Origin of the sequence: Leclercia sp. LSNIH3, assembly GCF_002935105.1 — a bacterium.
Classification (GTDB): domain Bacteria; phylum Pseudomonadota; class Gammaproteobacteria; order Enterobacterales; family Enterobacteriaceae; genus Enterobacter; species Enterobacter adecarboxylatus.
Map to the genome: position 1 here is coordinate 2,178,114 of NZ_CP026387.1, position 24,512 is coordinate 2,202,625.

General features: G+C 55.7%; 18 protein-coding genes, 1 tRNA gene, 3 rRNA genes and 1 riboswitch. Of the genes, 11 read left to right on the forward strand and 11 right to left on the reverse strand.

What is annotated here, in order from left to right:
- Positions 1-15: 15 nt before the first annotated feature.
- From rrf to C3F35_RS10550, 4 genes are all read right to left on the reverse strand, one after another.
- Positions 16-131: ribosomal RNA gene (gene rrf, locus C3F35_RS10535) — 5S ribosomal RNA — on the reverse strand.
- 92 nt (positions 132-223) lie between these two features.
- Positions 224-3,129, reverse strand: a 23S ribosomal RNA gene (locus C3F35_RS10540).
- Between the two features lie 206 nt (positions 3,130-3,335).
- A tRNA-Glu gene (locus tag C3F35_RS10545) sits at positions 3,336-3,411 on the reverse strand.
- Between the two features lie 85 nt (positions 3,412-3,496).
- Positions 3,497-5,036, reverse strand: a 16S ribosomal RNA gene (locus C3F35_RS10550).
- The 16S, 23S and 5S rRNA genes sit together here with 1 tRNA gene alongside, the layout of an rRNA operon.
- Before the next feature lie 560 nt (positions 5,037-5,596).
- Here C3F35_RS10550 and purH point away from each other — a divergent pair.
- The gene (gene purH, locus C3F35_RS10560) at positions 5,597-7,186 is read left to right on the forward strand and encodes a bifunctional phosphoribosylaminoimidazolecarboxamide formyltransferase/IMP cyclohydrolase (protein WP_032615916.1); all 1,590 of its coding nucleotides are present in this window, start codon (positions 5,597-5,599) and stop codon (positions 7,184-7,186) included.
- A gap of 15 nt (positions 7,187-7,201) precedes the next feature.
- The gene (gene purD, locus C3F35_RS10565) at positions 7,202-8,494 is read left to right on the forward strand and encodes a phosphoribosylamine--glycine ligase (protein WP_032615915.1); all 1,293 of its coding nucleotides are present in this window, start codon (positions 7,202-7,204) and stop codon (positions 8,492-8,494) included.
- An 83-nt stretch (positions 8,495-8,577) separates the two neighbouring features.
- Here the strand turns inward: purD and C3F35_RS10570 are convergent, their stop codons facing one another.
- From C3F35_RS10570 to nudC, 6 genes are all read right to left on the reverse strand, one after another.
- The gene (locus C3F35_RS10570; protein WP_103793543.1) at positions 8,578-9,270 is read right to left on the reverse strand and encodes a DUF1481 domain-containing protein; all 693 of its coding nucleotides are present in this window, start codon (positions 9,268-9,270) and stop codon (positions 8,578-8,580) included.
- 11 nt (positions 9,271-9,281) lie between these two features.
- A complete protein-coding gene (gene hupA, locus C3F35_RS10575) occupies positions 9,282-9,554 on the reverse strand; it encodes a nucleoid-associated protein HU-alpha (protein ID WP_032615913.1) in 273 nt (90 codons plus the stop codon).
- A gap of 186 nt (positions 9,555-9,740) precedes the next feature.
- Positions 9,741-10,331, reverse strand: a complete 591-nt coding sequence (locus tag C3F35_RS10580; RefSeq protein ID WP_032615911.1) for a YjaG family protein — start codon at positions 10,329-10,331, stop codon at positions 9,741-9,743.
- Positions 10,332-10,372: 41 nt separating this feature from the next.
- Positions 10,373-11,044: a deoxyribonuclease V gene (gene nfi, locus C3F35_RS10585; protein WP_032615910.1), complete on the reverse strand. Its 672-nt coding sequence runs from the start codon at positions 11,042-11,044 to the stop codon at positions 10,373-10,375.
- 9 nt (positions 11,045-11,053) lie between these two features.
- Positions 11,054-12,118, reverse strand: a complete 1,065-nt coding sequence (gene hemE, locus C3F35_RS10590; RefSeq protein ID WP_077227922.1) for a uroporphyrinogen decarboxylase — start codon at positions 12,116-12,118, stop codon at positions 11,054-11,056.
- Between the two features lie 40 nt (positions 12,119-12,158).
- Positions 12,159-12,932, reverse strand: a complete 774-nt coding sequence (nudC, locus tag C3F35_RS10595; protein WP_077227923.1) for an NAD(+) diphosphatase — start codon at positions 12,930-12,932, stop codon at positions 12,159-12,161.
- Positions 12,933-13,027: 95 nt separating this feature from the next.
- On the opposite strand from nudC, the gene C3F35_RS10600 reads away from it, so the two are divergent.
- From C3F35_RS10600 to C3F35_RS10645, 9 genes are all read left to right on the forward strand, one after another.
- Positions 13,028-13,525 (forward strand): Rsd/AlgQ family anti-sigma factor, encoded by a 498-nt coding sequence (locus C3F35_RS10600; RefSeq protein ID WP_032615904.1) that lies wholly within the window; start codon positions 13,028-13,030, stop codon positions 13,523-13,525.
- A gap of 53 nt (positions 13,526-13,578) precedes the next feature.
- Positions 13,579-13,687: riboswitch (TPP riboswitch) on the forward strand.
- Between the two features lie 77 nt (positions 13,688-13,764).
- Complete coding sequence (gene thiC / locus C3F35_RS10605; protein WP_059308965.1) at positions 13,765-15,660, forward strand: phosphomethylpyrimidine synthase ThiC; 1,896 nt, start codon at positions 13,765-13,767, stop codon at positions 15,658-15,660.
- Positions 15,660-16,295: a thiamine phosphate synthase gene (gene thiE / locus C3F35_RS10610; protein WP_103793544.1), complete on the forward strand. Its 636-nt coding sequence runs from the start codon at positions 15,660-15,662 to the stop codon at positions 16,293-16,295. Before thiC ends, thiE begins: the two co-directional genes overlap by 1 nt.
- A complete protein-coding gene (locus C3F35_RS10615; RefSeq protein WP_103793545.1) occupies positions 16,288-17,043 on the forward strand; it encodes a HesA/MoeB/ThiF family protein in 756 nt (251 codons plus the stop codon). Before thiE ends, C3F35_RS10615 begins: the two co-directional genes overlap by 8 nt.
- The gene (thiS, locus tag C3F35_RS10620) at positions 17,027-17,227 is read left to right on the forward strand and encodes a sulfur carrier protein ThiS (RefSeq protein ID WP_059308968.1); all 201 of its coding nucleotides are present in this window, start codon (positions 17,027-17,029) and stop codon (positions 17,225-17,227) included. Before C3F35_RS10615 ends, thiS begins: the two co-directional genes overlap by 17 nt.
- Before the next feature lies 1 nt (position 17,228).
- Positions 17,229-17,999, forward strand: a complete 771-nt coding sequence (gene thiG / locus C3F35_RS10625; RefSeq protein WP_103793546.1) for a thiazole synthase — start codon at positions 17,229-17,231, stop codon at positions 17,997-17,999.
- Positions 17,996-19,129 (forward strand): 2-iminoacetate synthase ThiH, encoded by a 1,134-nt coding sequence (gene thiH / locus C3F35_RS10630; protein ID WP_103793547.1) that lies wholly within the window; start codon positions 17,996-17,998, stop codon positions 19,127-19,129. Before thiG ends, thiH begins: the two co-directional genes overlap by 4 nt.
- 291 nt (positions 19,130-19,420) lie before the next feature.
- Positions 19,421-19,726, forward strand: a complete 306-nt coding sequence (locus tag C3F35_RS10640) for a PTS sugar transporter subunit IIB (protein ID WP_032615891.1) — start codon at positions 19,421-19,423, stop codon at positions 19,724-19,726.
- 3 nt (positions 19,727-19,729) lie between these two features.
- Positions 19,730-20,047 carry a PTS lactose/cellobiose transporter subunit IIA gene (locus C3F35_RS10645; protein ID WP_032615888.1) on the forward strand — a complete coding sequence of 106 codons (318 nt, stop codon included), beginning with the start codon at positions 19,730-19,732 and terminating at the stop codon, positions 20,045-20,047.
- Positions 20,048-20,217: 170 nt separating this feature from the next.
- Here C3F35_RS10645 and rpoC read toward each other — a convergent pair whose 3' ends face one another.
- Positions 20,218-24,441, reverse strand: coding sequence for a DNA-directed RNA polymerase subunit beta' (gene rpoC, locus C3F35_RS10650; RefSeq protein WP_032615886.1), 4,224 nt, complete (start codon positions 24,439-24,441; stop codon positions 20,218-20,220).
- Positions 24,442-24,512 lie beyond the last annotated feature (71 nt).

The following is a 24,512-nucleotide window of genomic DNA, read 5'->3' on the forward strand; positions in this document are numbered from 1 at the left end:
TTTACCTGATTTGATGCCTGGCAGTTCCCTACTCTCGCATGGGGAGACCCCACACTACCATCGGCGCTACGGCGTTTCACTTCTGAGTTCGGCATGGGGTCAGGTGGGACCACCGCGCTACAGCCGCCAGGCAAATTCTGTGTCCGGGCCGCCTCGCGGGCCACCCGGTTAATCTGGTTCAGCTGAAAATTGTCTCAGTCACCGAAAACAGCTTCGGCGTTGTAAGGTTAAGCCTCACGGTTCATTAGTATCGGTTAGCTCAACGCATCGCTGCGCTTACACACCCGACCTATCAACGTCGTCGTCTTCAACGTTCCTTCAGGAGCCTTAAAGGCTCAGGGAGAACTCATCTCGGGGCAAGTTTCGTGCTTAGATGCTTTCAGCACTTATCTTTTCCGCATTTAGCTACCGGGCAGTGCCATTGGCATGACAACCCGAACACCAGTGATGCGTCCACTCCGGTCCTCTCGTACTAGGAGCAGCCCCCCTCAATTCTCCAGCGCCCACGGCAGATAGGGACCGAACTGTCTCACGACGTTCTAAACCCAGCTCGCGTACCACTTTAAACGGCGAACAGCCGTACCCTTGGGACCTACTTCAGCCCCAGGATGTGATGAGCCGACATCGAGGTGCCAAACACCGCCGTCGATATGAACTCTTGGGCGGTATCAGCCTGTTATCCCCGGAGTACCTTTTATCCGTTGAGCGATGGCCCTTCCATACAGAACCACCGGATCACTATGACCTGCTTTCGCACCTGCTCGAGCCGTCACTCTCGCAGTCAAGCTAGCTTATGCCATTGCACTAACCTCCTGATGTCCGACCAGGATTAGCTAACCTTCGTGCTCCTCCGTTACTCTTTAGGAGGAGACCGCCCCAGTCAAACTACCCACCAGACACTGTCCGCAACCCGGGTAACGGGTCCACGTTAGAACACCAGCCATTAAAGGGTGGTATTTCAAGGATGGCTCCACGCAGACTGGCGTCCACGCTTCAAAGCCTCCCACCTATCCTACACATCAAGGACCAGTGTTCAGTGTCAAGCTATAGTAAAGGTTCACGGGGTCTTTCCGTCTTGCCGCGGGTACACTGCATCTTCACAGCGATTTCAATTTCACTGAGTCTCGGGTGGAGACAGCCTGGCCATCATTACGCCATTCGTGCAGGTCGGAACTTACCCGACAAGGAATTTCGCTACCTTAGGACCGTTATAGTTACGGCCGCCGTTTACCGGGGCTTCGATCAAGAGCTTCGCGTTGCCGCTAACCCCATCAATTAACCTTCCGGCACCGGGCAGGCGTCACACCGTATACGTCCACTTTCGTGTTTGCACAGTGCTGTGTTTTTAATAAACAGTTGCAGCCAGCTGGTATCTTCGACTGATTTCAGCTCCACCCGCAGGGGCTTCACCTACATATCAGCGTGCCTTCTCCCGAAGTTACGGCACCATTTTGCCTAGTTCCTTCACCCGAGTTCTCTCAAGCGCCTTGGTATTCTCTACCTGACCACCTGTGTCGGTTTGGGGTACGATTTGATGTTACCTGATGCTTAGAGGCTTTTCCTGGAAGCAGGGCATTTGTTGCTTCAGCACCGTAGTGCCTCGTCATCACACCTCAGCGTTAAAAGGTACCGGATTTACCTGGAACCTCCGCCTACATGCTTAAACCGGGACAACCGTCGCCCGGCCAACATAGCCTTCTCCGTCCCCCCTTCGCAGTAACACCGAGTACAGGAATATTAACCTGTTTCCCATCGACTACGCCTTTCGGCCTCGCCTTAGGGGTCGACTCACCCTGCCCCGATTAACGTTGGACAGGAACCCTTGGTCTTCCGGCGAGCGGGCTTTTCACCCGCTTTATCGTTACTTATGTCAGCATTCGCACTTCTGATACCTCCAGCAACCCTCACAGGTCACCTTCGACGGCTTACAGAACGCTCCCCTACCCAACAACACCTAAGTGTCGCTGCCGCAGCTTCGGTGCATGGTTTAGCCCCGTTACATCTTCCGCGCAGGCCGACTCGACCAGTGAGCTATTACGCTTTCTTTAAATGATGGCTGCTTCTAAGCCAACATCCTGGCTGTCTGTGCCTTCCCACATCGTTTCCCACTTAACCATGACTTTGGGACCTTAGCTGGCGGTCTGGGTTGTTTCCCTCTTCACGACGGACGTTAGCACCCGCCGTGTGTCTCCCGTGATAACATTCTCCGGTATTCGCAGTTTGCATCGGGTTGGTAAGCCGGGATGGCCCCCTAGCCGAAACAGTGCTCTACCCCCGGAGATGAATTCACGAGGCGCTACCTAAATAGCTTTCGGGGAGAACCAGCTATCTCCCGGTTTGATTGGCCTTTCACCCCCAGCCACAGGTCATCCGCTAATTTTTCAACATTAGTCGGTTCGGTCCTCCAGTTAGTGTTACCCAACCTTCAACCTGCCCATGGCTAGATCACCGGGTTTCGGGTCTATACCCTGCAACTTAACGCCCAGTTAAGACTCGGTTTCCCTTCGGCTCCCCTATACGGTTAACCTTGCTACAGAATATAAGTCGCTGACCCATTATACAAAAGGTACGCAGTCACACCACAAGGGTGCTCCCACTGCTTGTACGTACACGGTTTCAGGTTCTATTTCACTCCCCTCGCCGGGGTTCTTTTCGCCTTTCCCTCACGGTACTGGTTCACTATCGGTCAGTCAGGAGTATTTAGCCTTGGAGGATGGTCCCCCCATATTCAGACAGGATACCACGTGTCCCGCCCTACTCTTCGAGTTCACAGCATATGCATCTTCGTGTACGGGAGTATCACCCTGTACCCTGCGACTTTCCAGACGCTTCCACTGACACACATGCTGATTCAGACTCTGGGCTGCTCCCCGTTCGCTCGCCGCTACTGGGGGAATCTCGGTTGATTTCTTTTCCTCAGGGTACTTAGATGTTTCAGTTCCCCTGGTTCGCTTCGTTAAGCTATGTATTCACTTAACGATAGTGTGACGAGTCACACTGGGTTTCCCCATTCGGAAATCGCCGGTTATAACGGTTCATATCACCTTACCGGCGCTTATCGCAGATTAGCACGTCCTTCATCGCCTCTGACTGCCTAGGCATCCACCGTGTACGCTTGGTCGCTTAACCTCACAACCCGAAGCTGTTTCACTTCATGATTGCGAAATCTGAGACCCGACCACACCTTCATCTGCTCCTGTTACGGGGAACAGACACAGTGCGTCGTTTCAATTTTCAGCTTGATCCAGATTTTTAAAGAGCAAATATCTCAAACATGACTCTGAAGTCAGTTTTGAGATATGGGGGTCGGCGACTTTCACTCACAAACCAGCAAGTGGCGTCCCCTAGGGGATTCGAACCCCTGTTACCGCCGTGAAAGGGCGGTGTCCTGGGCCTCTAGACGAAGGGGACGTATAGTCTGCTTCGGCAAGACGCCTTGCTTTTTACTTTTCATCAGACAATCTGTGTGGACACTACAAAGGCAGGTTCTTTAAGGTAAGGAGGTGATCCAACCGCAGGTTCCCCTACGGTTACCTTGTTACGACTTCACCCCAGTCATGAATCACAAAGTGGTAAGCGCCCTCCCGAAGGTTAAGCTACCTACTTCTTTTGCAACCCACTCCCATGGTGTGACGGGCGGTGTGTACAAGGCCCGGGAACGTATTCACCGTAGCATTCTGATCTACGATTACTAGCGATTCCGACTTCATGGAGTCGAGTTGCAGACTCCAATCCGGACTACGACGCACTTTATGAGGTCCGCTTGCTCTCGCGAGGTCGCTTCTCTTTGTATGCGCCATTGTAGCACGTGTGTAGCCCTACTCGTAAGGGCCATGATGACTTGACGTCATCCCCACCTTCCTCCAGTTTATCACTGGCAGTCTCCTTTGAGTTCCCGGCCTAACCGCTGGCAACAAAGGATAAGGGTTGCGCTCGTTGCGGGACTTAACCCAACATTTCACAACACGAGCTGACGACAGCCATGCAGCACCTGTCTCAGAGTTCCCGAAGGCACCAAAGCATCTCTGCTAAGTTCTCTGGATGTCAAGAGTAGGTAAGGTTCTTCGCGTTGCATCGAATTAAACCACATGCTCCACCGCTTGTGCGGGCCCCCGTCAATTCATTTGAGTTTTAACCTTGCGGCCGTACTCCCCAGGCGGTCGACTTAACGCGTTAGCTCCGGAAGCCACTCCTCAAGGGAACAACCTCCAAGTCGACATCGTTTACGGCGTGGACTACCAGGGTATCTAATCCTGTTTGCTCCCCACGCTTTCGCACCTGAGCGTCAGTCTTTGTCCAGGGGGCCGCCTTCGCCACCGGTATTCCTCCAGATCTCTACGCATTTCACCGCTACACCTGGAATTCTACCCCCCTCTACAAGACTCTAGCCTGCCAGTTTCGAATGCAGTTCCCAGGTTGAGCCCGGGGATTTCACATCCGACTTGACAGACCGCCTGCGTGCGCTTTACGCCCAGTAATTCCGATTAACGCTTGCACCCTCCGTATTACCGCGGCTGCTGGCACGGAGTTAGCCGGTGCTTCTTCTGCGGGTAACGTCAATTGCTGTGGTTATTAACCACAACACCTTCCTCCCCGCTGAAAGTACTTTACAACCCGAAGGCCTTCTTCATACACGCGGCATGGCTGCATCAGGCTTGCGCCCATTGTGCAATATTCCCCACTGCTGCCTCCCGTAGGAGTCTGGACCGTGTCTCAGTTCCAGTGTGGCTGGTCATCCTCTCAGACCAGCTAGGGATCGTCGCCTAGGTGAGCCATTACCCCACCTACTAGCTAATCCCATCTGGGCACATCTGATGGCAAGAGGCCCGAAGGTCCCCCTCTTTGGTCTTGCGACGTTATGCGGTATTAGCTACCGTTTCCAGTAGTTATCCCCCTCCATCAGGCAGTTTCCCAGACATTACTCACCCGTCCGCCACTCGTCACCCGAGAGCAAGCTCTCTGTGCTACCGTTCGACTTGCATGTGTTAGGCCTGCCGCCAGCGTTCAATCTGAGCCATGATCAAACTCTTCAATTTAAGTTTGATGCTCGTGAATTAAACTTCGTAATGAATTACGTATGTTCACTCAGAGACTTGGTATTCATTTTTCGTCCGAGGACGTTAAGAATCCATGTCACTTTGAGTGCCCACACAGATTGTCTGATAAATTGTTAAAGAGCAGTGCAACGCGGCTTTCGCTCACCGTTGCGAGGTGGCGTATATTACGCTTTCCTCTTTCAGAGTCAAGCGATTATTTCACGCTTTTCTCTTCAACCGGCCCGGCTGTTTGTGTGAAGTGATTCACATCTGCCGTGTCGATGGAGGCGCATTATAGGGAGTTCTCTTCAGGCCGCAACCCTTAAATGACAGAAAAATGACTGACTGCTGCATTCCCCAGCAAAACCCCGCCTTACACCTGATTATTAACAGACTTATCCACAACCCGACGAAAAAGTGAAAATGTGCGAGCGTTGCGCAAACGTTTTCGTTAAAATGCTTGCGCTAAATAAAGAGGCCCTGCCAGGTGTGTTAGTTGAGTTTTTATGTAGAAAATTCACCTAACGCTCTCTGTAATCGTCAAATCCAGGGGATTTACCATGCAACAACGTCGTCCAGTCCGCCGCGCTCTGCTCAGTGTTTCTGATAAAGCCGGTATCGTCGAATTCGCTCAGGCACTTTCTGCACGTGGTGTGGAGCTGCTGTCCACTGGCGGTACTGCTCGCCTGTTAGCAGATAAAGGCCTGCCGGTAACCGAAGTGTCCGATTACACCGGTTTCCCGGAAATGATGGATGGACGCGTCAAAACCCTGCACCCAAAAGTTCACGGCGGCATTCTGGGTCGTCGCGGTCAGGACGACGGCATTATGGATCAGCATGGGATCGCGCCGATCGACATGGTTGTCGTTAACCTCTATCCGTTCGCCCAGACCGTTGCCCGTGAAGGCTGCTCGCTGGAAGACGCCGTAGAGAATATCGATATCGGCGGCCCGACCATGGTGCGCTCCGCTGCCAAGAACCATAAAGATGTCGCCATCGTAGTAAAGAGCAGCGACTACGACGCCATTATTAAAGAGATGGACGCTAACGAAGGCTCCCTGAATCTCGACACCCGTTTTGACCTTGCCATTAAAGCGTTCGAACATACCGCCGCCTACGACAGCATGATCGCCAACTACTTCGGTAGCCTGGTACCTGCCTATCACGGCGAAAGCAAAGACCCTTCTGGTCGCTTCTCTCGCACCTTAAACCTGAACTTCATTAAGAAGCAGGATATGCGTTACGGTGAGAACAGCCACCAGCAGGCAGCCTTCTATATAGAAGAAGATGTAAAAGAAGCCTCCGTTGCTACCGCACAGCAGGTTCAGGGCAAAGCGCTCTCCTATAACAACATCGCTGATACCGACGCGGCGCTGGAGTGCGTGAAGGAGTTCAGCGAACCAGCCTGCGTGATCGTCAAGCACGCGAACCCATGCGGTGTGGCGGTAAGCACCTCTATCCTGGATGCCTACGATCGCGCGTATAAAACCGACCCTACCTCTGCGTTCGGCGGCATTATTGCCTTCAACCGCGAACTGGATGCTGAAACCGCTCAGGCGATCATCTCCCGTCAGTTTGTTGAAGTGATCATCGCCCCGTCTGCTACCGAAGAGGCTCTGAAAATCACCGCGGCGAAACAGAACGTTCGCGTGCTGACCTGCGGCCAGTGGGCAGAGCGTGTTCCGGGCCTGGACTTCAAACGTGTCAACGGTGGTCTGCTGGTTCAGGATCGCGATCTGGGTATGGTGACAGAAGCCGACCTGCGCGTAGTCAGCAAACGTCAGCCAACCGAACAGGAACTGCGTGATGCATTGTTCTGCTGGAAAGTGGCGAAGTTTGTTAAATCCAATGCCATCGTTTACGCGAAAGAAAACATGACTATCGGGATAGGCGCAGGCCAGATGAGCCGCGTGTACTCTGCGAAAATTGCCGGTATCAAGGCAGGTGACGAAGGTCTGGAAGTAAAAGGCTCCGCCATGGCCTCTGACGCCTTCTTCCCGTTCCGTGACGGCATCGATGCGGCGGCGGCTGTAGGCATCACCTGCGTGATCCAGCCTGGCGGATCTATCCGTGATGACGAAGTCATTGCCGCTGCCGACGAACACGGCATTGCGATGATCTTCACCGACATGCGTCATTTCCGCCATTAATTCCCGGAGCAGAGAATGAAAGTATTAGTGATTGGTAACGGCGGGCGTGAGCACGCCCTGGCGTGGAAAGCGGCGCAGTCTCCGCAAGTGAAAACCGTCTTTGTAGCACCCGGTAACGCCGGTACTGCGCTGGAACCCACCCTGCAGAACGTCGCTATCGGTGTAACCGATATTCCGGCGCTGCTGAGCTTTGCCCAGAACGAGAAGATCGACCTGACCATCGTAGGCCCGGAAGCGCCACTGGTGATTGGCGTGGTGGATGCGTTTCGCGCGGCGGGCCTGACCATCTTCGGCCCAACCGAAGGCGCCGCCCAGCTGGAAGGCTCAAAAGCCTTTACCAAAGATTTCCTCGCGCGTCATAACATCCCGACCGCGGAGTATCAGAACTTCACCGAGGTAGAGCCAGCCCTGGCTTACTTACGTGAAAAAGGCGCGCCTATTGTGATTAAAGCCGACGGCCTGGCTGCCGGTAAAGGTGTGATCGTGGCGATGACCCTCGAAGAGGCAGAAGCCGCTGTTCAGGATATGTTGGCGGGTAACGCCTTTGGCGACGCGGGCCACCGTATCGTGATCGAGGAGTTCCTTGACGGTGAAGAGGCGAGCTTTATCGTGATGGTCGACGGCGAGCATGTGCTGCCGATGGCCACCAGCCAGGATCATAAACGCGTTGGCGATGCTGATACCGGCCCAAACACCGGTGGAATGGGTGCGTACTCCCCTGCGCCGGTGGTGACTGATGAAGTACATCAGCGCACCATGGACCGCATCATCTGGCCAACCGTAAAAGGCATGGCAGCGGAAGGCAATACCTATACCGGTTTCCTCTATGCGGGCCTGATGATCGACAAGCAGGGCAACCCGAAGGTTATCGAGTTCAACTGTCGCTTTGGCGATCCCGAAACGCAGCCGATCATGCTGCGCATGAAATCCGATCTGGTGGATCTCTGCCTGGCGGCCTGCGAAGGCAAGCTGGACAAGAAAACCTCCGAGTGGGACGAGCGTGCTTCGCTGGGCGTAGTGATTGCGGCGGGCGGTTATCCGGGCAACTACAGCACCGGGGACGAGATCCACGGTCTGCCGCTGGAACAGGTGGAAGATGCGAAGGTGTTCCATGCCGGCACAACGCTGTCTGATGACGATCGTGTGCTGACCAACGGTGGTCGCGTCCTGTGCGCTACCGCACTGGGCCATACCGTTGCACAAGCGCAGCAGCGCGCCTATGCCCTGATGGCGGATATTCACTGGAACGGTAGCTTCAGCCGTAACGATATTGGATATCGTGCGATTGCGCGGGAGCAAGGGGAGTAATCCCTTCACCCTCTCCCTCAGGGGAGAGGGATTCTTGACCAGGCCGGATAAGCGTCAGTGCCATCCGGCTTAATCTGCAGGACTTAAAAACTCTTCTCTGTCGGCTGCCAGGTACAGAAATCTTCGTTAGCCACCAGCAGCAGCTGTGATCCTTCCGGCGCAACCAGCCACGCAACGCTCACTTCCATAGATGAATGGCTCTGACGGCGTCCGATATGTTCCATCGCCCAACTATCAAGATCCGGTTTCAGAGTCTGGCCTTCGCACGTGGTCACGGTGCTGTCGGCGTGCCAGCGTCCTTGATGCAGCACCACGCGTCCCTGTCGCAACGCATCGCTGGTCTGACGAACCTGCTCGGCGCGGTAGCGGTAGAGGTCAATTTGATCGGTAGAGAGTTGCTGCTTAAGACCCCCGATGTCGCGCTGCATAAAGCTCAGCTCACCGTGGTCGTCAAAACGCACCCGCACATGCTCGGGCACTTTGCTGTAGATATTCACGTCGATGAAGGCCAGCGTATCACCCTGCCAGCGATATTCACTGGTAGTGGTACTGCCGCTATGCCAGGGACTAAAGGCGGAGAGCAGATGCACTTCATCGTCTGTGTCTTTACGCCAGATACGCACTGCGCCCTGATTGTCAGCGTAACCGCTGGCGGTAAAAGGCGGGAGAGAGGAGTCATGGCTGCACGCAGACAGCAAAAGTATGCCTGCCAGTGCCATTGTCTGGCGCCAGACAGACAAAAGGGGCGAAACCGCCCCCTCGATAAAACTGTTCACTGCTACGCGGCTTACTTAACTGCGTCTTTCAGTGCTTTGCCAGAAACAAATGCTGGCACGTTAGCTGCAGCGATTTTGATTTCGTTACCGGTCTGCGGGTTGCGGCCAGTACGCTCAGCGCGGTGGTTCACTTTGAAGGTACCGAAACCTACCAGTTGTACAGCGTCGCCTTCTTTCAGAGACTCAGTAATTGCAGCCAGGGTGGATTCCAGAGCAGCTTTAGCCTGTACTTTAGACAGGTCAGCTTTGTCCGCAATTACATCAATCAGTTGAGTCTTGTTCATAAGTTATCCTTTCAATGTGTTTATCGCTTGCTAAGCATCGAGTGCGACGAAAATGCCAAAAAAGCACTCTCCTGCATACACGCACCGATAGCCACTTATTTTCGCCCCCCAAATGTAGACCAGACGGGGGGCAGAAGGGAAGAGTACAGGTATGACAAAACAGGCGTAAAATCACGTTTTATTGTTTCACTGGTGAAGATTTATACCAATGTTACTCTCGCCTGCCTCACGCAAGTCTGCACGCAGGCCTTTAATCAGCTCGATATCGCGTTCTTCGCACTCTGCCAGTAAACGGAATATTTCCCACTGAATGTCCCATTCCTGCTCAACAGCCGGGTTTAAACGCAGCTCTTCATCGGTCATTTCACGACCCGCCTGGGTCATCTCCAGCATCGCCACTGACGTAATTGAGGCCTTACTGACTTCGATGGCATGTTCCAGCGTTTCGCCACTCAGGCGCGAGTGAATCAATTCACTTAAAGCCACACAGGCATCAATTGCCGGATAGACGCCATAGACATCATAGTCGTCGGCTACGGGGATCGCCTCTTCCAGCTTATCGAGCTGAGAATCGAAGTTCACCTTCGCATCTTTGACCGTCAGCGTCTCCCACACCAGATCGAGAATACGGCGATAAAGCTGGCCATCCCCAAATTCAGTCTGCTTGCAGAACATGGCATAGTTCGGGTACATGCGTTCGCACAAACAGGCCATAAAAGTGACATGCTGCCAGCTTTCCAGCTTCTCGAGGCGCAGGTGAATCGGGTTTTGTAACATGATGAAGTCTCGAATCGAAAATTAGCCGCAGTTTACCTGAATCAGCGCTGAATTTCCTGCCAACGAACAAAAGCGGGACGCCCGGACGCCACCGCATCGGCCCAGCGGGTCGGCTCCGGTAGTCGATAGCCTCTCATGCAACGCTGCACCCACGCGAGCGCGGTGTCGGTACTGACGCGATGGCCGGTGGCGATGAACAGGGGATTACAGCGCGCTTTGCTGCGCCAGACCCACGCCAGCTGTTCGCCTTTGTCCATCAATGGCGCCAGCGCGCCGGGTTCAGCCGACAGAGGTTCAAACTTACCGCAGAGACGCTTTTTCGCTACCCCGATGGTCGGGACATCCACCAGCAGGCCAAAATGGCTGGCGACGCCGAGACGGCGCGGATGGGAGATCCCATGGCCATCTACGAACAACAGGTCGGGTCTTTGCGAAAGCTGATCCCACGCGGCCAGCAGCGCGGGATATTCACGAAAAGAGAGGAAGCCGGGGATGTAAGGCATGGTGGTGGCGATACGCGCTACCTGATACTCGACCAACTCCAGTTCGGGCCAGGTCAGCAACACTATCGCCGCCCGCGTTACCTCTCCGCCCTGCTCAAACCCGACATCCGCCCCGGCAATCAGCGCGGGTGGGTCTTTATCCAGCCGGTCTTCACGGGATACCGACGCAGCGAGTTTAAGTTGTTGAGCGCGAAGTGACGCAAGATCCATAACGACTCCTTACAGGTGATACTGGGCAGAAAGTCGGTGCACCGCCTCCACAAACACGCCTGCATGTTCTGGCGGAACATCCTGATGAATACCGTGCCCCAGATTAAACACATGGCCTTCGCCCTGACCGAAGCCCGCCAGAATGGTCGCGACTTCTTCTTCAATACGGGCGGCCGGAGCATACAGCATAGACGGATCCATGTTGCCCTGCAGGGCGACTTTGTCTCCCACGCGACGGCGCGCATCGGCAATATCGGTGGTCCAGTCGAGGCCCAGCGCATCACAGCCGGTTGCAGCCAGGGCTTCGAGCCACTGACCGCCGCCTTTGGTAAACAGGGTCACCGGCACGCGGCGACCTTCGTTTTCACGCAGCAGGCCATCAACGATTTTATGCATGTAATAGAGCGAGAACTGCTGATAGTCGCGGCCTGTCAGCACCCCACCCCAGGTATCAAAGATCATCACCGACTGCGCGCCCGCTTTGATCTGCGCGTTCAGGTACAGGGTGACGCTTTTCGCCAGCTTATCCAACAGGGCGTGCAGCGCCAACGGATCGGCATACATCATCTTCTTGATCACGGTGAAGGCTTTGCTGCTGCCGCCTTCAACCATGTAGGTCGCCAGCGTCCACGGGCTGCCGGAGAAACCGATCAGCGGCACTTCGCCTTTCAGCTCGCGGCGAATGGTGCGCACCGCATTCATCACATAACCCAGCTCTTGTTCCGGGTCCGGGATCGGCAGGTTGTCGATGTCCGCTTTGCTCTTGATCGGCGAGCTAAAGCGCGGGCCTTCGCCGGTTTCAAAGTACAGACCCAGCCCCATGGCGTCCGGGATAGTCAGGATGTCGGAGAAGAGGATCGCCGCGTCCAGCGGATAGCGGCGCAGCGGCTGGAGCGTCACTTCACAGGCCAACTCCGCGTTTTTGCACAGCGACATAAAATCGCCCGCCTGCGCGCGCGTGGCTTTGTATTCCGGCAAATAGCGGCCCGCCTGGCGCATCATCCATACCGGGGTGATATCAACGGGTTGGCGCAGCAGCGCACGCAGATAACGATCGTTCTTCAGTTCGGTCATTTTTGCAGTTCCTTAAGCGTCTTATCCCCAGTGTAACATGTCACACATCGTCAGCCCGACACATTGCCACGGTATCTTCTATCAGGCGGCGCGCCACGGTACCTGCCGGGGGAAGGAGCGGTAAGTTGTCATAGCGATACCAGTCGGCTGCCAGCAGCTCTTTCGGATCGATGACGATCTCGCCGCTGTCGTACTCGGCCATAAAGGCGGTCATCAGCGATTGCGGAAACGGCCACGGCTGAGAGGTGACATAGCGTAGATTCTTCACCTTAATGCCGCTCTCCTCCATCACTTCGCGCGCGACAGCCTGTTCCAGGGTTTCGCCCACTTCGACAAATCCGGCCAGAACGGTATGCACCCCGTTGCGATGGCGGGTATGTTGCGCCAGTAAGATGGAATCATCCCGGCGGATAGCGACAATAATGCACGGCGCGATTTGCGGGTAATAGCGTTCCCGGCAGTGGCTGCAGAGCATCGCCCACTCGGTTTTGCTGGGGTGCATGGTATGGCCACAGTAGCCGCAGAATTTATGCGAACGATAAAACTCGGCCAACTGCACAGCCCGACCCGCCAGCTGGAACAAGCCGACATCGAGATCGAGCACCTGGCGCACCGATCCCATATCGTGACGACGATTTTGTTGGATCAACCACACAGAATCGCCCTTCCACTCACCAATATTTAGTGCGTGTTGCCCCGCAAGATCGAAATTTCCGGCCTCGCCATATGGTAATTCACCACCGGGCAACCATAATTTTTGTTCATGGCTGACTAACCACCAGCCGCGATCCGATTTTTCAATTATACGATCCATATCTATTGCACTACCTTTGCTTCACAGGCATGTTGGTAACAATACTATTACATTTTGGGTGGGCAGCTTTTAATCTTAACCTTGCGGAGTCAAACATGCTAAACCAGCTAGAAAACCTGACAGAGCGCGTTGGCGGATGTAACAAACTGGTCGATCGCTGGCTGCACGTGCGTAAACATCTGCTTGTTGCCTACTACAATCTCGTTGGCATTAAGCCTGGCAAAGAATCATATATGCGCCTGAACGAAAAAGCGCTGGACGATTTTTGTCAGAGCCTTGTTGATTACCTCTCTAACGGGCATTTCAATATTTATGAGCGCATTATCCGTGACCTGGAAGGTAACAGTCCGCAGTTAGCTGCCACCAGGCTCTACCCCCAGCTGGAAGCCAATACTCAGCAAATCATGGATTACTACGACTCCACGCTGGAGAACGCCATCGATCAGGATAACTATCTGGAATTCCAGCAGGCGCTTTCCGATATCGGCGAGGCGCTGGAGCAACGCTTTACGCTGGAAGACAGCCTGATCGCCCTTGCGCTGGATCACAATCTGAAAGCGAGCAACGAAGATAACGTCGCCCGACCGGCTTGAGTTATTTCTCGTTAACGCGTAATTTACATTCACAGCTCCCGTTGTAGGGGAGCCTATTCTTGTCGGAGTGCCCAGTGCGAAAGCCGGGCTGAGACCGTTAATTCGGGATCCGCGGAACCTGATCAGGTTAAGACCTGCGAAGGGAACAAGAGTCAATTTATTGCATCGCCCAACGGGCGATCTCCTCTTGCTTCATCCGTCGTCTGACAAGCCACTTCCTGAACTTACTGGAACGAGCTATGTCTGCCACTAAAATGACCCGCCGCGAACAGCGCGCACACGCCCAACACTTTATCGACACTCTCGAAGGCACTGCTTTCCCTAACTCGAAACGCATCTATCTGACAGGTTCGCAGGAGGATATTCGCGTGCCGATGCGTGAGATCCAGCTCAGCCCGACGTTAATCGGCGGCAGCAAAGAGAACCCGCAGTTTGAAGAGAACGAAGCCGTACCGGTCTATGATACCTCCGGCCCGTACGGCGATCCGGCGATCGCTATTAACGTCCAGCAGGGTCTGGCGAAGCTCCGCCAGCCGTGGATCGAAGCCCGTGACGACAGCGAAGCCCTGAACGAGCAAAGCTCGGCTTACACCCGCGAGCGCCTGGCCGACGACGGTCTGGACGATCTGCGCTTCACCGGCTTGCTGACACCGAAGCGGGCCAGAGCGGGCAAATGTGTAACCCAGCTGCACTACGCCCGCAAAGGGATCGTAACGCCGGAGATGGAATTTATCGCCATTCGCGAAAACATGGGCCGCGAGCGTATTCGTGGCGAAGTGCTGCGCCACCAGCACCCGGGCGAAGGCTTTGGTGCCCGCCTGCCGGAGAACATCACCCCGGAATTTGTGCGTGACGAAGTGGCCGCTGGCCGCGCCATTATCCCCGCCAACATTAACCACCCGGAATCAGAGCCGATGATCATCGGACGTAACTTCCTGGTGAAAGTGAACGCCAATATCGGTAACTCGGCGGTGACGTCCTCCATTGAGGAAGAGGTAGAGAAGCTGGTCTGGTCCACCCGTTGGGGCGCGGATACGGTAATGGACCTCTCCACCGGCCGCTATATCCACGAAACCCGCGAGTGGATCCTGCGTAACAGCCCGGTGCCGATTGGTACGGTGCCCATCTACCAGGCGCTGGAGAAGGTTAACGGCATCGCGGAAGATCTCACCTGGGAAGCGTTCCGCGACACCCTGCTGGAGCAGGCCGAGCAAGGCGTTGACTACTTCACCATCCATGCGGGCGTGCTGCTGCGCTACGTGCCGATGACCGCTAAACGTCTGACCGGCATCGTCTCCCGCGGCGGCTCGATCATGGCGAAATGGTGCCTGTCCCATCATCAGGAGAACTTCCTGTATGAACACTTCCGCGAGATCTGCGAAATCTGCGCCGCGTACGATGTTTCCCTGTCGCTGGGCGATGGCCTGCGTCCCGGTTCCATTCGCGATGCCAACGACGAAGCGCAGTTTGCCGAGCTACACACCCTGGGCGAGCTGACCAAAATCGCCTGGGAGTATGACGTGCAGGTGATGATTGAAGGCCCGGGTCACGTGCCGATGCAGATGATCCGTCGCAACATGACCGAGGAGCTGGAGCACTGTCACGAGGCACCCTTCTATACCCTGGGGCCACTAACCACCGATATCGCACCGGGTTACGACCACTTCACCTCCGGGATTGGCGCGGCGATGATCGGCTGGTTCGGCTGCGCCATGCTCTGCTACGTCACACCGAAAGAGCACCTCGGCCTGCCGAACAAAGAGGATGTGAAGCAGGGGCTGATCACCTACAAGATTGCCGCTCATGCCGCAGACCTGGCGAAAGGCCACCCGGGCGCGCAGATCCGTGATAACGCCATGTCGAAAGCGCGCTTCGAATTCCGCTGGGAAGATCAGTTCAACCTCGCCCTCGACCCCTTCACCGCCCGCGCCTATCACGACGAAACCCTGCCGCAGGAGTCCGGCAAAGTGGCGCACTTCTGCTCCATGTGCGGGCCAAAATTCTGCTCGATGAAAATCAGCCAGGAGGTACGTGATTATGCTGCGGCGCAGTCCATTGAAGTAGGGATGGCGGACATGTCGCAAAGCTTCCGCGCCAAAGGCGGCGAAATCTACCTCAAAAAAGAGGAGGCCTAATGTACCAGCCTGATTTCCCCCCCGTACCCTTTCGCCTGGGGCTGTACCCGGTGGTCGATAGCGTGGCGTGGATCGAACGTCTGCTTGCGGTCGGCGTAAAGACAATCCAGCTGCGTATCAAGGATAAACAGGATGACGAGGTCGAAGCCGATATTATTGCGGCCGTTGCCCTGGGGCGTCGCTACGATGCCCGCCTGTTCATCAATGACTACTGGCGACTAGCGATTAAGCATCAGGCTTACGGCGTGCATCTGGGTCAGGAGGATCTGGAAAGCACTGAACTGGAGCTTATTCGTGCCGCCGGTTTGCGCCTCGGCGTCTCGACCCATGACAACATGGAGATCGACGTGGCGCTGGCGGCGCGCCCATCCTACATCGCCCTCGGGCATGTATTCCCGACCCAGACCAAACAGATGCCTTCAGCCCCGCAAGGGCTGGAGCAGTTAGCCAGCCATATTGAACGCCTTGCGGATTACCCCACCGTTGCTATCGGCGGCATCAGCCTGGAACGCGCCCCGGCGGTGCTGGCAACCGGGGTAGGAAGTATTGCGGTGGTCAGCGCCATTACCCAGGCCGATGACTGGGAGGCGGCAACGGCACAGCTACTGCAACTGGCGGGGGTGGGCGATGAATGACCGTGACTTTATGCGCTACAGCCGCCAAATCCTGCTGGAAGATATCGCCATTGACGGGCAGCAAAAGCTGCTCGCCAGCCGGGTCCTGCTGGTGGGCCTCGGCGGGTTAGGCGCGCCGGCGGCACTGTATCTGGCCGGAGCCGGGATCGGCACCCTGGTGCTGGCCGACGACGACGACGTTCATCTGAGTAATTTGCAGCGCCAGATCCTGTTTACCACCGATGACGTCGCCCAGCCAAAGGCGCACGTGACGCAGCGTCGGCTACAGCAACTCAACCCGGATATCCGGCTGATTGCCCTGCAGATGCGCCTGGAAGGCAACGCGCTGCAGGAGGAGATCGCTCGCGCCGACGTGGTGCTGGACTGCACCGATAATATGGCCACCCGTCAGGCAATTAACGCCGCTTGCGTGCTGCTCAATACCCCGCTCATCACTGCCAGCGCCGTGGGCTTTGGCGGGCAGATGATGGTGTTGACGCCGCCCTGGACGCAGGGCTGCTACCGCTGCGTGTGGCCGGAGGATGACGAGCCGCAACGCAACTGCCGCACCGCAGGGATCGTCGGGCCGGTGGTTGGCGTGATGGGCACCTTGCAGGCGCTGGAGGCGATCAAACTGCTCAGCGGCATCGAGACAACGCGCAATACGCTGCGCCTGTTCGATGCCCGGACAGGGAGCTGGCGGCAACTGGCTTTACAGCGTGCCAGCGGCTGTCAGGTGTGTGGAGGGCAGCATGCGGATCCTGTTTAACGACGAACCGATGCAGTGCGGGGATGACTTAACCGTCGCCACCCTGCTCCACCAGCTGCGCCAGTTAAAACCCGGGGTCGCGCTGGCCCTGAATCAACAGATCCTGCCGCGTGAGCAGTGGGATAAACAGCAGGTCCGCGAAGGCGATCAGATCCTGCTCTTTCAGGTGATTGCCGGAGGCTGAGATGTTACGTATTGCTGATAAAACCTTTGATTCGCATCTATTTACCGGCACCGGGAAGTTCGCTTCGCCGCAGCTGATGGTGGAGGCGATTCGTGAGAGTGGCAGCCAGCTGGTGACGCTGGCAATGAAACGGGTCGATCTGCGTAATCACAATGACGCCATTCTGGCGCCGTTGCTGGAAGCAGGTGTAAGCCTGCTGCCCAATACCTCCGGGGCCAAAACCGCGGAGGAAGCGGTGTTCGCCGCCCGGCTGGCGCGCGAGGCGCTGGGGACCCGCTGGCTGAAGCTCGAGATCCATCCCGATGCCCGCTGGCTGTTGCCCGATCCCATCGAGACCCTGAAAGCGGCAGAGATGCTGGTCAAAGAGGGGTTCACGGTGCTGCCCTACTGCGGTGCCGATCCGGTGCTGTGCAAACGACTTGAAGAGGTGGGTTGCGCGGCGGTGATGCCGCTCGGCGCGCCGATAGGCTCCAATCAGGGTCTGGAAACCCGCGCAATGCTGGAGATCATCATTCAGCAGGCAACCGTACCGGTGGTGGTGGATGCCGGGATCGGCGTGCCCAGCCATGCCGCACAGGCGCTGGAGATGGGCGCCGATGCCGTCCTGGTCAACACTGCCATTGCTGTCGCTGACGATCCGGTCACTATGGCGCGAGCCTTCCGCCTGGCGGTGGAAGCCGGTGTGCTGGCCCGTCAGTCTGGCCCCGGTTCGCGAAGCGTTGAAGCCCAGGCCACCAGCCCGTTAACCGGATTTCTGGAGGCCTTCTCATGAACACTTTTACCGATCGCTGGCGCCAGCTCGACTGGGACGATATTGGCCTGCGCATCAACAGCAAAACCCCTGCGGATGTTGAGCGCGCCCTGAATGCCCGGCAGCCGACGCGCGAGGATATGATGGCCCTGCTCTCCCCGGCCGCCAGCCGCTATCTGGAGCCGATGGCGCAGCGGGCGAAGCGCCTGACCCGCCAGCGCTTTGGCAACACGGTGAGCTTTTATGTGCCGCTCTATCTCTCAAATCTGTGCGCCAACGATTGTACCTATTGCGGTTTCTCCATGAGCAATCACATCAAGCGCAAAACGCTGGATGAAAATGAGATTGCCCGGGAGTGTGCTGCCATCCGCGAGATGGGTTTTGAGCACCTGCTGCTGGTTACCGGCGAACACCAGACTAAAGTGGGAATGGACTATTTTCGTCGCCATATCCCGGCCATTCGTCGCCAGTTCGCCTCGCTGCAAATGGAGGTTCAGCCTCTTTCTGAGGCCGAGTATGGCGAGCTTAAAACGCTGGGGCTGGATGGCGTGCTGGTCTATCAGGAGACCTACCACGAGGCGGTGTATGCCCGGCACCATCTTAAAGGTAAAAAGCAGGACTTCTTCTGGCGGCTGGAAACGCCAGATCGGCTGGGCCGCGCGGGGATCGATAAGATCGGCCTCGGAGCATTGACCGGGCTTTCCGACAACTGGCGGGTCGACAACTTTATGGTGGCGGAACATTTGCTCTGGCTGCAGCAACACTACTGGCAGAGCCGGTACTCGATCTCCTTTCCACGGCTGCGCCCCTGCGCCGGGGGGATCCCACCGGCGTCGATCATGGATGAACGCCAGCTGGTGCAGACCATCTGCGCGTTTCGTCTGCTGGCACCGGAAGTGGAGCTATCGCTATCGACCCGGGAATCCCCCGCATTTCGCGATCGCGTTATTCCGCTGGCCATTAATAACGTCAGTGCTTTTTCAAAAACCCAGCCAGGCGGCTATGCCGATGATCACCCCGAGCTGGAGCAGTTTGCGCCGCACGATAACCGTCGCCCGGAAGAGGTTGCCGGGGCGCTTAGCCAACAAGGATTGCAGCCAGTGTGGAAAGACTGGGATAGCTGGTTGGGACGCGCCTCGCAGCCGGGTTGAAAAAACCTGTAAGCCGATGAAATGTTTACGAGGCGTTACGTAACGTCATTAACGGGCGATTGTCAGCTCTCGCCCGGATTTTTTATGCTCATTACGTCAGCAGGGATGCTGACCAGGGCGGAAAGCTTCTTCCTCGTTTCGCCCTGCCTTCCCCCGCACTGTAACAGTTGTAACCGGTTTCAGAAAAAGCGGGTTTCTTTGTGATGACTCACACACAATCGCGGTAACGCGGTTGTCGAAGCGGGCCTCGCGGGATAATTATCAATAAACACATGTACATTGAGGCTGACTATGAAGAACATCGTTTTATGCTGTGCAGCGGGAATGTCCACCAGCATGCTGGTTCAACGCATGAAAGACGCCGCGCAGAAAAAAGGGGTCGAAGTAACCATCAAAGCCGTCCCGGTTGCTGAGTTTAAAGATGAACTTGCCGCAGCCGACATCGTGTTGCTTGGCCCGCAGGTCAAATACGAACTCAATAATCTTCAGGCACAGGCAGAGCCACTGGGCAAAAAGGTCGCGGTTATCGACATGATGGATTACGGCATGATGAAAGGCGATGCCGTCCTCGAAAAAGCCCTCAAGCTGCTGGAGTAAGTCATGGAAGATTTAGAAACCATCATTATGGAGCTGCTGGTGAATGCAGGTGCAGCCCGCAGTTCAGCATTAACCGCGTTGCAGATGGCGCGTAAAGGTGATTTTGCCGATGCGGAAAAGGCGATGGAAGAGTCGCGTGAATTCGTTAAGCATGCGCATACCATCCAGACGAAGCTGATTGGTATGGATGAAGGAACCGGCAAGCTGCCGGTCAACCTGATTACCGTTCACTCCCAGGATCATCTCATGAATGCGATGGTGATTCAGGATCTGGCGGGAGATATGATCGAGCTGTATCGCCGTTTGCCGCTGGTGAACTAATACGCCCGGTGGCGCTACGCTTACCGGGCCTGTAACAGCTTTAAACTCCTGGTCGGGTAAACGCAGCGTCCCCGGGCAACAATAACACCGAATAGCAGGCCAGATAACCACAGCGTATCAGGCAAAAAAAAACCCGCCGAAGCGGGTTTTTTTATGGGCTGACGTAACGATTACTCGTTGTCAGAACCGCCCAGGCCTGCGTTCAGCAGCTCTGCCAGGCTGGCAGATGCGTCTTCAGCAGTCACCTGTGGTGCAGCAGGGATTTCACCCGCTGCGCGACGGCGCATACGATCCTGGTGGTACGCATAACCAGTACCGGCCGGGATCAGACGACCCACGATAACGTTCTCTTTCAGACCGCGCAGTTCGTCGCGTTTGCCCGCAACGGCTGCTTCGGTAAGCACACGAGTGGTCTCCTGGAACGATGCCGCGGAGATGAAGGACTCGGTTGCCAGAGACGCTTTGGTGATACCCAGCAGGTCACGTGCGAAGGTCGCACTGAGTTTGCCGTTCGCTTCCAGATCGCGGTTAGCAATCTTGACGCGAGAGTATTCAACCTGCTCACCTTCGAGGAAGTCGGAGCTACCGGCATTCACGATGGTGGCTTTACGCAGCATCTGACGAACGATAACTTCGATGTGCTTATCGTTGATCTTAACGCCTTGCAGACGGTAAACGTCCTGTACTTCGTTGGTGATGTAACGCGTTACCGCGTGGACGCCACGAAGACGCAGAATGTCGTGCGGTGCTTCTGGACCGTCGGAAACAACGTCACCACGTTCTACACGTTCACCTTCAAACACGTTGAGCTGACGCCATTTTGGAATCATCTCTTCGTACGGATCGCTGCCATCCAGCGGCGTGATCACCAGACGGCGCTTCCCTTTGGTCTCTTTACCGAAGGAAATGATACCGCTGATTTCAGCCAGGATTGCCGGCTCTTTCGGACGACGTGCTTCGAACAGGTCCGCAACGCGTGGCAGACCACCGGTAATATCCTTGGTACCGCCGGATTCCTGAGGAATACGCGCCAGGGTATCACCAGAGCTAATCTGTACGCCATCTTCCAGCTGAACAATCGCTTTACCTGGCAGGAAGTACTGAGCCGGCATATCGGTGCCTGGGATCAGAACGTCGTTGCCGTTAGCATCAACGATTTTCAGTGCTGGACGCAGATCTTTACCACCCGCGGTACGTTCTGCAGAATCCAGAACCACCAGGGAAGAGAGACCGGTCAGGTCGTCGGTCTGACGAGTAATCGTCTGGCCATCGATCATATCGGTGAAGCGAATAAAGCCCGCCACTTCGGTGATTACCGGCATGGTGTGCGGATCCCAGTTCGCTACGGTTTCGCCGCCAGCAACCTGTTCGCCATCGCCTTTCGCCATAACAGCACCGTAAGGCACTTTATAGCTCTCTTTGGTACGACCGAATTCGTCGATCAGCTTCAGCTCGGTGTTACGTGAAGTCACAACCAGCTTACCGGAAGAGTTAACAACCGACTTCGCGTTGTAGAGCTTGATGCTACCTTTGTTTTTCACCTGGATGCTGGATTCAGCAGCCGCACGAGATGCCGCACCACCGATGTGGAACGTACGCATCGTCAGCTGTGTACCCGGCTCACCGATGGACTGTGCCGCGATAACGCCGATAGCTTCACCTTTGTTGATGATGTGGCCACGCGCCAGGTCACGACCATAGCAGTGCGCACATACACCAAAGTCGGTGTCACAGGATACGACGGAACGTACTTTCACGGAGTCAACAGAGTTCGCTTCCAGCAGATCACACCAGTGCTCGTGCAGCAGTGTGTTACGTGGAACCAGAATATCTGCGGTACCCGGCTTCAGAACGTCTTCAGCAGTCACACGGCCCAGAACGCGATCGCGCAGCGGCTCTTTAACATCACCACCCTCGATAACCGGGGTCATGGTGATACCTTCGAGGGTGCCACAATCGTCTTCGGTAACCACCAGATCCTGCGCAACGTCTACCAGACGACGCGTCAGATAACCGGAGTTAGCGGTTTTCAGTGCGGTATCCGCCAGACCTTTACGAGCACCGTGAGTAGAGATGAAGTACTGGAGTACGTTCAGACCTTCACGGAAGTTCGCGGTGATTGGCGTTTCGATGATGGAGCCATCTGGCTTCGCCATCAGACCACGCATACCTGCCAGCTGACGAATCTGTGCTGCAGAACCACGCGCACCGGAGTCGGCCATCATGTAGATGCTGTTGAAGGAAACCTGCTGCTCTTCGACGCCGTCACGGTTAATCACGGTTTCGGTTTGCAGGTTGTCCATCATCGCTTTGGATACACGATCGTTCGCCGCTGCCCAGATATCGATAACTTTGTTATAGCGTTCGCCCGCGGTAACCAGACCAGACTGGAACTGCTCCTGGATCTCTGCAACTTCAGCTTCCGCTTCAGAGATGATCTCGTGTTTCTTCTCTGGGATGACCATGTCATCGATACCAACAGATGCACCTGAACGCGCTGCATAAGCAAAGCCGGTGTACATTGTCTGGTCAGCGAAGATAACGGTCGGCTTCAGACCCAGAATGCGGTAACAGGTGTTCAGCATTTTGGAGATCGCTTTCTTACCCAGCGCCTGGTTGACGATGGAGAAAGGCAGACCTTTCGGTACGATCATCCACAGAATCGCACGGCCAATGGTCGTGTCAATCAGGCTGGTTTTCGCAACGAGTTCGCCGTTTTCAGCTTTTTCATATTCGGTGATACGCACTTTTACACGCGCATGCAGAGAGGCCAGGCCAGCGCGATAAATACGCTCAGCTTCTTTCGGGCCAGTCAGCACCATGCCTTCGCCTTTGGCGTTAACACAGTCACGGGTCATGTAGTACAGACCCAGTACAACGTCCTGAGAAGGAACAATGATTGGCTCACCGTTCGCTGGAGACAGGATGTTGTTAGTAGACATCATCAGCGCACGCGCTTCGAGCTGGGCTTCCAGCGTCAGCGGTACGTGAACAGCCATCTGGTCACCATCGAAGTCGGCGTTATATGCCGCACAAACCAGCGGGTGCAGCTGGATAGCTTTACCTTCGATCAGTACTGGCTCAAATGCCTGGATACCCAGACGGTGCAGGGTTGGTGCACGGTTCAGCAGTACCGGGTGTTCGCGGATAACTTCGTCCAGGATATCCCAAACGACAGCTTCTTCACGCTCAACCATTTTCTTAGCGGCTTTGATGGTGGTGGCCAGGCCACGCAGTTCCAGCTTGCCGTAGATGAACGGTTTGAACAGCTCCAGTGCCATTTTCTTCGGCAGACCGCACTGATGCAGACGCAGGTATGGACCTACGGTGATAACAGAACGACCGGAGTAGTCAACACGCTTACCGAGCAGGTTCTGACGGAAACGACCCTGTTTACCTTTGATCATGTCGGCCAAAGATTTCAGAGGACGTTTGTTAGAACCGGTGATCGCACGACCGCGACGACCGTTATCCAGCAGGGCATCTACCGCTTCCTGCAGCATACGTTTTTCGTTGCGTACGATGATGTCCGGCGCAGCCAGATCCAGCAGACGTTTCAGACGGTTGTTACGGTTAATGACGCGACGATACAGATCGTTCAGGTCAGACGTTGCGAAACGACCACCATCCAGCGGAACCAGCGGACGCAGATCTGGCGGCAGAACCGGCAGAACGGTCAGGATCATCCACTCTGGTTTGTTACCAGACTGAACGAACGCTTCCAGCAGTTTGATACGCTTGGTCAGCTTTTTACGCTTGGTTTCGGAGTTAGTTTCGTTCAGCTCTTCACGCAGCTGCTCGCACTCCTGCTCCAGATCCATGCTCTTCAGCAGGGCCTGGATCGCTTCCGCACCCATCTTCGCGTCGAATTCGTCACCGAACTCTTCCAGCGCGTCCAGATACTGTTCTTCGGTCAGAATCTGGTTACGTTCCAGGTTCGTCATACCGCCTTCGATAACTACATAAGATTCGAAGTACAGAACACGTTCGATATCACGCAGCGGCATATCCAGCAGCAGGCCGATACGGGACGGCAGAGATTTCAGGAACCAGATGTGGGCAGTCGGAGATGCCAGCTCGATGTGGCCCATGCGCTCACGACGCACTTTAGTCTGGGTCACTTCAACGCCGCACTTCTCACAGATCACACCACGGTGTTTCAGGCGCTTGTACTTACCGCACAGGCACTCGTAATCTTTTACTGGCCCGAAAATACGCGCACAGAAAAGGCCGTCACGCTCAGGTTTGAACGTACGGTAGTTGATGGTTTCTGGCTTTTTAACTTCACCAAAAGACCATGAACGGATCATGTCTGGCGAGGCCAGAGCAATTTTGATCGCATCAAACTCTTCGGTTTTAGTTTGCGCTTTCAGAAACTTTAATAAGTCTTTCACGGATTTGCTCCCGTCGGAGTTAGCACAATCTGGTGCCGGAAATTACTCCGGCACCAGTGACCTGTTTGAGC

What these genes read in the sequence shown, in the direction of transcription:
- purH (WP_032615916.1), top strand. Translation starts at nt 5,597, where the DNA reads ATGCAACAACGTCGTCCAGTCCGCCGCGCTCTGCTCAGTGTTTCTGAT.
- purD (WP_032615915.1), top strand. Translation starts at nt 7,202, where the DNA reads ATGAAAGTATTAGTGATTGGTAACGGCGGGCGTGAGCACGCCCTGGCG.
- hupA (WP_032615913.1), bottom strand. Translation starts at nt 9,554, where the DNA reads ATGAACAAGACTCAACTGATTGATGTAATTGCGGACAAAGCTGACCTG.
- C3F35_RS10580 (WP_032615911.1), bottom strand. Translation starts at nt 10,331, where the DNA reads ATGTTACAAAACCCGATTCACCTGCGCCTCGAGAAGCTGGAAAGCTGG.
- nfi (WP_032615910.1), bottom strand. Translation starts at nt 11,044, where the DNA reads ATGGATCTTGCGTCACTTCGCGCTCAACAACTTAAACTCGCTGCGTCG.
- hemE (WP_077227922.1), bottom strand. Translation starts at nt 12,118, where the DNA reads ATGACCGAACTGAAGAACGATCGTTATCTGCGTGCGCTGCTGCGCCAA.
- nudC (WP_077227923.1), bottom strand. Translation starts at nt 12,932, where the DNA reads ATGGATCGTATAATTGAAAAATCGGATCGCGGCTGGTGGTTAGTCAGC.
- C3F35_RS10600 (WP_032615904.1), top strand. Translation starts at nt 13,028, where the DNA reads ATGCTAAACCAGCTAGAAAACCTGACAGAGCGCGTTGGCGGATGTAAC.
- thiC (WP_059308965.1), top strand. Translation starts at nt 13,765, where the DNA reads ATGTCTGCCACTAAAATGACCCGCCGCGAACAGCGCGCACACGCCCAA.
- thiE (WP_103793544.1), top strand. Translation starts at nt 15,660, where the DNA reads ATGTACCAGCCTGATTTCCCCCCCGTACCCTTTCGCCTGGGGCTGTAC.
- C3F35_RS10615 (WP_103793545.1), top strand. Translation starts at nt 16,288, where the DNA reads ATGAATGACCGTGACTTTATGCGCTACAGCCGCCAAATCCTGCTGGAA.
- thiS (WP_059308968.1), top strand. Translation starts at nt 17,027, where the DNA reads ATGCGGATCCTGTTTAACGACGAACCGATGCAGTGCGGGGATGACTTA.
- thiG (WP_103793546.1), top strand. Translation starts at nt 17,229, where the DNA reads ATGTTACGTATTGCTGATAAAACCTTTGATTCGCATCTATTTACCGGC.
- thiH (WP_103793547.1), top strand. Translation starts at nt 17,996, where the DNA reads ATGAACACTTTTACCGATCGCTGGCGCCAGCTCGACTGGGACGATATT.
- C3F35_RS10640 (WP_032615891.1), top strand. Translation starts at nt 19,421, where the DNA reads ATGAAGAACATCGTTTTATGCTGTGCAGCGGGAATGTCCACCAGCATG.
- C3F35_RS10645 (WP_032615888.1), top strand. Translation starts at nt 19,730, where the DNA reads ATGGAAGATTTAGAAACCATCATTATGGAGCTGCTGGTGAATGCAGGT.